General features: G+C 34.6%; 9 protein-coding genes. All 9 read right to left on the reverse strand.

The genetic code is table 11. The annotated features are described in order from the left end of the window. On the reverse strand, window positions 1-711 hold the full coding sequence (locus tag VI621_RS11625) for an acetolactate decarboxylase (RefSeq protein ID WP_324218561.1): 711 nt from the start codon (window positions 709-711) through the stop codon (window positions 1-3). Between the two features lie 32 nt (window positions 712-743). Next, on the reverse strand, window positions 744-1,166 hold the full coding sequence (locus tag VI621_RS11630) for a hypothetical protein (RefSeq protein ID WP_324218562.1): 423 nt from the start codon (window positions 1,164-1,166) through the stop codon (window positions 744-746). A 186-nt stretch (window positions 1,167-1,352) separates the two neighbouring features. Next, complete coding sequence (locus VI621_RS11635) at window positions 1,353-1,574, reverse strand: hypothetical protein (protein WP_324218563.1); 222 nt, start codon at window positions 1,572-1,574, stop codon at window positions 1,353-1,355. After that, window positions 1,564-2,409 (reverse strand): arsenite methyltransferase, encoded by an 846-nt coding sequence (gene arsM / locus VI621_RS11640; RefSeq protein ID WP_324218564.1) that lies wholly within the window; start codon window positions 2,407-2,409, stop codon window positions 1,564-1,566. Before arsM ends, VI621_RS11635 begins: the two co-directional genes overlap by 11 nt. A 78-nt stretch (window positions 2,410-2,487) precedes the next feature. Next, entirely contained in the window at window positions 2,488-3,060 is a 573-nt protein-coding gene (locus tag VI621_RS11645; protein WP_324218565.1) for a Crp/Fnr family transcriptional regulator, read from the reverse strand. Window positions 3,061-3,080: 20 nt separating this feature from the next. Continuing rightward, window positions 3,081-5,099: a heavy metal translocating P-type ATPase gene (locus VI621_RS11650; RefSeq protein ID WP_324218566.1), complete on the reverse strand. Its 2,019-nt coding sequence runs from the start codon at window positions 5,097-5,099 to the stop codon at window positions 3,081-3,083. Between the two features lie 12 nt (window positions 5,100-5,111). After that, entirely contained in the window at window positions 5,112-5,477 is a 366-nt protein-coding gene (locus VI621_RS11655) for a DUF3703 domain-containing protein (RefSeq protein WP_324218567.1), read from the reverse strand. A gap of 2 nt (window positions 5,478-5,479) precedes the next feature. Beyond that, window positions 5,480-5,833 (reverse strand): hypothetical protein, encoded by a 354-nt coding sequence (locus VI621_RS11660; RefSeq protein WP_324218568.1) that lies wholly within the window; start codon window positions 5,831-5,833, stop codon window positions 5,480-5,482. A 30-nt stretch (window positions 5,834-5,863) separates the two neighbouring features. Beyond that, window positions 5,864-6,846 (reverse strand): efflux RND transporter periplasmic adaptor subunit (locus VI621_RS11665; RefSeq protein ID WP_324218569.1); only part of this gene is annotated, 983 nt, incomplete at its 5' end.

A 6,846-nucleotide genomic window follows, 5' to 3' on the forward strand; every position in this document is an offset into this window, starting at 1 on the left:
CTACTCGGCAGCGGTATATAATTTCATAGTTCCTTTTTTGAATACTACTTCATCGATATGCCCCATTTTTGATTCATCGTTTGTTATTAAGTGCATGTGTAAAAACGTATCGTGGTGTGTAAAAATGGCTTTATGTTCTGTAGAAAAGAAGCCTATAATTTCTGATGGCTCGTTTTGTAAATGATAGTTGGTTTGTCCTTTGTGGGCTTCTTCCGGAGAAGTCACTTTAGATCCTTTTGGAAGATTTACGATATGAATGGATGCACTTTCAACAGTTCCCTTTATTTTAAACATAAACGGACGTTTAGCCGTTTTTGAAATATCATTAAGATATGTTTCCAGTTGCTGATTGGTTTGAATACTATCCGGAAGTTTTTGTACTGCCCAATTCTCAATATTTACATAGGCAAAGAAAGGTGCTTTAACTTTATAAGTTTCTTCTACTTTCATGATTGTTTCATTGATAACGGTAGATTTATAAGATTTTCCATCAACAATCAAAAGTTCTCCTGATAAATACTCCACCGGACCAAATCCATATAAATGCTTTTTGTTGGCAATAGTATCCAGGTCAATCGTTCCATATAGTTGTCCTTTCCACATTACGTTTTTCATTGCGCCAACTATCTTTATATCATTATTTGCTGTTTTTACTTTTGAAGTATTGCTTAAAAAAAATAAAGCAATACCTGTTAAAATTATTAATTTCATCTTTTTAATTGAATTGATTGTCCTTTTTATAATTAACATGACTCTATTTCTCTTATTTCATTAATGCAACATTCTATAAGTTCTATTAAAGTATCAAACTCATAATCTTCTGAAATGGATGTATTTCCAATATTATCGCCTAAACAAAATTTGTTGTTTTTCCATCGCAACACATTAAAGTCTTTTTTTCCCAGGAATAATTCCTTTTCTAACCAATTTTGAAAGATAATTTCATCATTGCAGGAATAAAATCCTATAATCATCTCATATTCAAAACCATTTGCCACTTCATACAAATCACTAAGTTGATCTATAACATTTTTATCAACCTCATTTTTAAATCCTCTGTCTTTAAAAATCTCAAGATCTACTTTCAAAGCTGGTTCAATTTTGTAATTTTGATCAGCAACTAAAAAAGTTAATAAAGCTTGTATCTTTTCTTGATTTGAGTTCATTTTTCTTGATATTTTTTAAAATTCAATTGATCATCGCACTTACCATCATTCAAATTTATTAAATTATCTTCAAGCATCCTTTTTTTTAGTCAATTATACCCATTTTCATCAATTAAAACTTCATTCGTTGTATTCTCGCCGCATTCAAAATGACTAATAATGCCACCGAGACGAATTACTTTGCTATTATTTTCTTTTGTGTATCCAAAGTTGAAACATTCCAAGTCCAAAAAGAAAAATACTAAAAATAATTATTGTTGTGTTGAACTTTCCAATGAATGTTGCAAATACTGTCAAAATAGTTACGCCACCTAACCAGACTGCCAAAGAAGTAAGCCAGCAACAACTTGTTCCTAAAATAAAAGCAATTATACCTCCTAAAAATGTCTTCTTATAATTAGTTTTCATTTCTCGGTTTTTTGGCACTTATAGAAATACTGGCAATAGAATTAGCAATATCTTTTATTTCTATTTCTGACAGATTATTATCTGAAATGATTTTTTGAGCAATCGGATCAGTAAGCATGAGTTCTATTGGAAATGATGTTTGCTTATCAATGTTAACATTTGTGAATCCTGCTTTTGTAATGGCGTTAATATAATCGTCTTTCTTTACAGCACCAGACAGGCAAGCTATATGTCCTTCTACCGAATTTTTAACATAATCCGGCAGTTCAGATAACAGAATAATATCAGAAATCATGATTCTTCCATTTGGTTTTGTTACTCTGAATGCTTCTTTAAAAACCTGTTCTTTTTGATTGGAAAGATTAATGACACAATTTGAAATTATCAGATCGACAGTTTCGTTTTCAATAGGTAAATTTTCAATTTCTCCCACTTTAAATTCGACATTGGTATAATTCCCTTTTTTAGCATTTTTATTTGCTTTTTCAACCATTTCTGGTGTGATGTCAACGCCAATTACTTTACCAGTTTCTCCAGTTTCCCTTGATGCCAAAAAGCAGTCAAAACCTGCACCTGAACCCAGGTCTAAAATTGTTTCCCCTTTTTTAATTGAAGCCAAAGCGATTGGATTTCCGCAGCCAATTCCCAGGTTTGCATCTTCGGGAACGCTTTTAAGTTCTTCATCAGAATAACCGATTTTATTGCTCACATTAGCAACCATTTCTTTTGGATCGCAGCATTGCAGAAAAGAGGGAAGAAAACTTTTCTTTGTATTACGCGTTAGAATATCTGCGTACCCTTTTTTTACATTTTGTTTAATCTGGTCGTTGTTCATTTTCACTCTTTTTTATAGTTATTGAAGAGCAAAATTGAGATAGTTTATGTTTATTTAAAAGGACAAATGTCCTCAAATCTATTTTGTTATTTCTTGTCTTATCCGGCTTAATGTTCTGCGTGTTATACCTAAATAAGAAGCAATATCATTGATTGATGCTTTTTGTAAAATATTGGGCTGTTCTTTTAAAAGGCGCAAATATTTTTCTTTGGCAGTTTCATTGTTAAGTACTGACGCATATCGTTCCATCACCATATATTCTCTTTCAGCGATTGCTCTTCCAATTGTTTGCCAAACGATACTTGTTGCATACAGTTTTTGTAAACCGTCGTAGTCAATAACTAATAATTCTGTTTCTTCAATGGCTTGGACGGTCAAATGAGATGGAGCTTGAAGAATAAAACTTTTGTAGGAAGTAGTTAGATTATTTTCTGTGCAAAAGCAAGATGTTGTTTCTTCAGATTTATCGTTTATGTAAAATGTTTTTAAGGTCCCTTTTTTGATAAAAGCGATTTGTCGGCATATTTTATCCTGTTGCACAAAGAAATCCCCTTTCCTTAGATTTAACTCTTTAAAATATAACATAGTATTGTCAAATTCTAAATCAGATATTGGTGTAAATTGGCTTAAGAATTTTTTGAATCCAATCATTTTTCTTAGTATTAAAAATTTTAAAACTTCATTCGTTGTATTCTCACCGCATTCAAAATTGCCAACAAAGCAACACCTACATCGGCAAAAACCGCTTCCCACATGGTAGCTAAACCACCAGCGCCAAGTACCAAAACAATCCCCTTTACCACAAATGCCATAGTAATGTTTTGCCACACTATTTTCTTAGTCTGTTTTCCAATGTTTATGGCTGTGAATATTTTATGAGGCTGGTCGTTTTGAATCACAATGTCAGCCGTTTCAATTGTTGCATCACTTCCTAAACCGCCCATTGCAATACCGGCATCGGCAAGGGCCACTACTGGTGCATCGTTTACACCATCGCCAACGAATGCAATTTTTAGGTTTTGCAATTTCAATGTCTCCACTTTTTCAACCTTGTTTTCCGGTAATAAATCCCCATAAGCCTGGTCAATGTTTAATTCTTTTGCGACTGCATCTACAACGGCTTGTTTATCGCCTGAAAGCATTACGGTTTTCACGTTTATTTTATGTAAACTCTGAATTGCTTCTTTAGCATCTTCTTTGATTTCATCAGCAATTAAAAAATACCCTGCATATTTTTGATTGATTGCAATTACGATAATAGTGAAAGGTGTAGTATCGATTTCGACATCATAACTGATGTTGAATTTTTTCATCAGTTTTACATTTCCTGCCAAAATCTCCTTTCCATCCACTTTTCCTTTAAGCCCAAGACCTGCAATTTCTTCTACGTCCGTAACGGTTGCGTCTTTTTCTGTACCTTTTGCGTATTCGATAATAGCCGTTCCAACTGGATGTGTCGATTTGGTTTCGAGCGCAGCTGTATATTTTACTAAGTCAGCTTCGGCAATATCCACCGCAACCACTTTTTGTACTTTGAAAACCCCTTTGGTCAACGTTCCTGTTTTGTCCATCACCACTACTTGAATGGATGCCATCAGATCCAGAAAATTGGACCCTTTAAACAAAATCCCGTTTTTACTTGCCGCGCCAATTCCGCCAAAATAACCCAATGGAATAGAAATCACCAATGCACAAGGGCAGGAGATAACCAGAAAAATTAAGGCTCTGTACAACCAATCATTAAAATTGTAGTTTTCGACAAATAGCATTGGAATCAAACAAATTCCGATTGCCAGAAACACGACTACGGGTGTATATATTTTGGCAAATTTTCTGATAAATAATTCCGTAGGTGCTTTTTTGGCAGTAGCTTCCTGTACCATTTGGAGTATTTTAGATAATTTACTGTCGGTGTAGGCTATGGTTACTTCTACCAAAACAACTGTATTCATGTTTATCATTCCGGCCAGAACGGTTTCGCCTTTTTGTTTTGTATCCGGCTTGCTTTCTCCTGTTAGGGCTGCGGTGTTGAACGAAGCGGTATCCGAAAGTAACTTTCCGTCTAATGCCAGTTTTTCCCCTGGTTTTAATTGTATGATTTCTCCGATGCTTATTTCAGCTGCTTTTTTTACCGTCGCATTTTCTCCATTCATCACCGTTGCTTCATCAGGTCTTTGGTCTAATAATAATTTGATGTTTGTTTTTGCTCTTTGAACCGCCAAGGTTTGAAACACTTCACCAACGGCATAAAAAAGCATTACGGCAACACCTTCCGGATATTCACGAATTGCAAATGCACCAATGGTAGCAATGCTCATCAATAAAAATTCCGAAAATACTTCTCCTTTGCGAATACTTTCCAATGCTTCTTTTAAAACAGGGAAGCCTACTGGAACATAAGCAACTACATACCAAATTATCCTGACCCAACCTGTAAACCAAGCTTGCGGAAAGTAGTTGTCAAAACCAATGGCCACAAGGAGTAAAATGAATGAAATAATTGCGGGCAAGAACATTTGAAATGTGGTTTGGTCACCGCCTGAATGGTCGTGGCCGTCATCATCTGAATGTTCAGATTTATAATCAACGGTACAACATCCTGATTGCTTGTCGGTTTTGCTGTTTATTTTTTCTTCTAGTGTGCAACAAAGCTGCTTGCCGTTTGCATCGTATTTATGTTTGTGTACCATATGTATTTTTGATTATGAATTAGCTTTAATAATTGCTTCGATGTCCTTGGGTATTTCCATTGACTTTAATGGGGGAACATTCACGCCACCAGTATTTCCGTTTGGGATATGACCTACAAAAGACTTAACACCCCCAAAAAGCAATCGTGGAATTTGTCCTATAATCTCTTTTTTGTTTTTTATTTTAATTCCAAATTGCAGCATTTTCCAATGCGCAAGTGTATGCTCATAAGGGTATTTCTGCCCAATGATGTGTGCCCTTTCTAAATGATACCAACTTTTTAGGAAATTGCTGTTTTCCAAATTTGTTTTTGCAGCAGCTATTTCCTTATTATAAAATGGCAGCAATGTTTTTGGCATTCTGGTATATATTTTCATCTTTATGCTTTGCAACAACCGTCTAAACTATCGTATCCTTTTGGGTCGGCTTTTACCTCATCGGCATCGTAGCCTAATTTTGAAATTTCCACTTTTATAGTTTGCAGATTGGTCTTTTTAGCATTGTAATATACCGTAAACGTCATTTTTTTATCGTCTAGCTCATACATTTTTACACCTGTAATTTTTAACATTTCTGTTTTAAATTTTAAACCACAGGTTTCACATTCCTTGCAATGATCACAATGTAATACTGTTTTGATTATTGCTTTTTGATTTGTTTTTTGGGCTAAAACTGTATTTGAAATTAAAAACACAGTGAATAATAGAATAATAGATTTTAATTGATTTTTCATTTTTTAGTATTTCAGTTTATAAATTAATTTTTAATGTTCGTGTTCCCCGCCGCCTTTCATAGCTGCTAATAAATAGAAAGCCCCTTTAGTCACAATCTTTGCATCAGCAGGAATTTCCTCAACCAATTTGATTTCTGTGTAGCCTAAATCGGTCGTTCCTGGTACTACTTCAATCGCTTTGAAATGCACTTCATTGTGTTCCTCAGTTTCGCCTTCTTTATGCTCCCCTTTTGCTTCTCCTTCTTCGTGTTTGTGCTCTTCTTTTTTTACAGCCGGTTTCTCTACGTGCTGTTCTTCCAGGATATAAATAAAATATTTATCACCATTTCGTACAATTGCATCCTTTGGCAATGCCTGAACCGTTTGATTGTTGATGTTGATATTGGCAGAAACATACATTCCGGAAATTAAATCTTTGGCATCGCCTGGATTTATTTTGGCATGAACCGCTACGGATTTACTCTCATTAGAAAAGGATTTATTAATTCCAAATATTTTTCCTTTGATGGATTTATTCGACTGATTGGTTAATACAAAATCGACTTCCTGACCTACTGAAATAGTTCCTAAATCTTTTTCATATACATTCAAATCCAAGTGCATTTGGCTGTTATCCACGACTTCAAAAAGTGTAACACCCGTTTCGGCAAAAGCCCCTTTGGATACACTTATTTTCCCTACATATCCGCTAATCGGGGAAACAATAGGAATCAAAGAACTATTTCCGTTTAAGCTAACGTTTATTGCTTGTAATTTGTTTTTTGCGGCTTGTGCTTTGGCTCTTTCGACTGCTAATTTAGATTTTACTTCCTGAAGTATTTTGCGTGGATTTACATTTTCATCGCTTAATGTTTTTTGTCGATTGTATTCCAATTGCAAGTATTCGATATTGGCCATAGCCGATTTGTAATCTTCCTGCATTTCCGACACTTCAAGATTCTGAATAGTTGCCAATGTTTTTCCTTTGGATACAAAAGTACCTTCCAAAACATAAATATCTTTGACCACGCCAC

It is taken from the genome of Flavobacterium sp. (assembly GCF_035292545.1).
Classification (GTDB): Bacteria; Bacteroidota; Bacteroidia; order Flavobacteriales; family Flavobacteriaceae; genus Flavobacterium.

Bases quoted from the DNA above. Each gene is read 5' to 3' on its own strand.
- VI621_RS11625 (WP_324218561.1), bottom strand. From the start codon at position 711: ATGAAATTAATAATTTTAACAGGTATTGCTTTATTTTTTTTAAGCAAT.
- VI621_RS11630 (WP_324218562.1), bottom strand. From the start codon at position 1,166: ATGAACTCAAATCAAGAAAAGATACAAGCTTTATTAACTTTTTTAGTT.
- VI621_RS11635 (WP_324218563.1), bottom strand. From the start codon at position 1,574: ATGAAAACTAATTATAAGAAGACATTTTTAGGAGGTATAATTGCTTTT.
- arsM (WP_324218564.1), bottom strand. From the start codon at position 2,409: ATGAACAACGACCAGATTAAACAAAATGTAAAAAAAGGGTACGCAGAT.
- VI621_RS11645 (WP_324218565.1), bottom strand. From the start codon at position 3,060: ATGATTGGATTCAAAAAATTCTTAAGCCAATTTACACCAATATCTGAT.
- VI621_RS11650 (WP_324218566.1), bottom strand. From the start codon at position 5,099: ATGGTACACAAACATAAATACGATGCAAACGGCAAGCAGCTTTGTTGC.
- VI621_RS11655 (WP_324218567.1), bottom strand. From the start codon at position 5,477: ATGAAAATATATACCAGAATGCCAAAAACATTGCTGCCATTTTATAAT.
- VI621_RS11660 (WP_324218568.1), bottom strand. From the start codon at position 5,833: ATGAAAAATCAATTAAAATCTATTATTCTATTATTCACTGTGTTTTTA.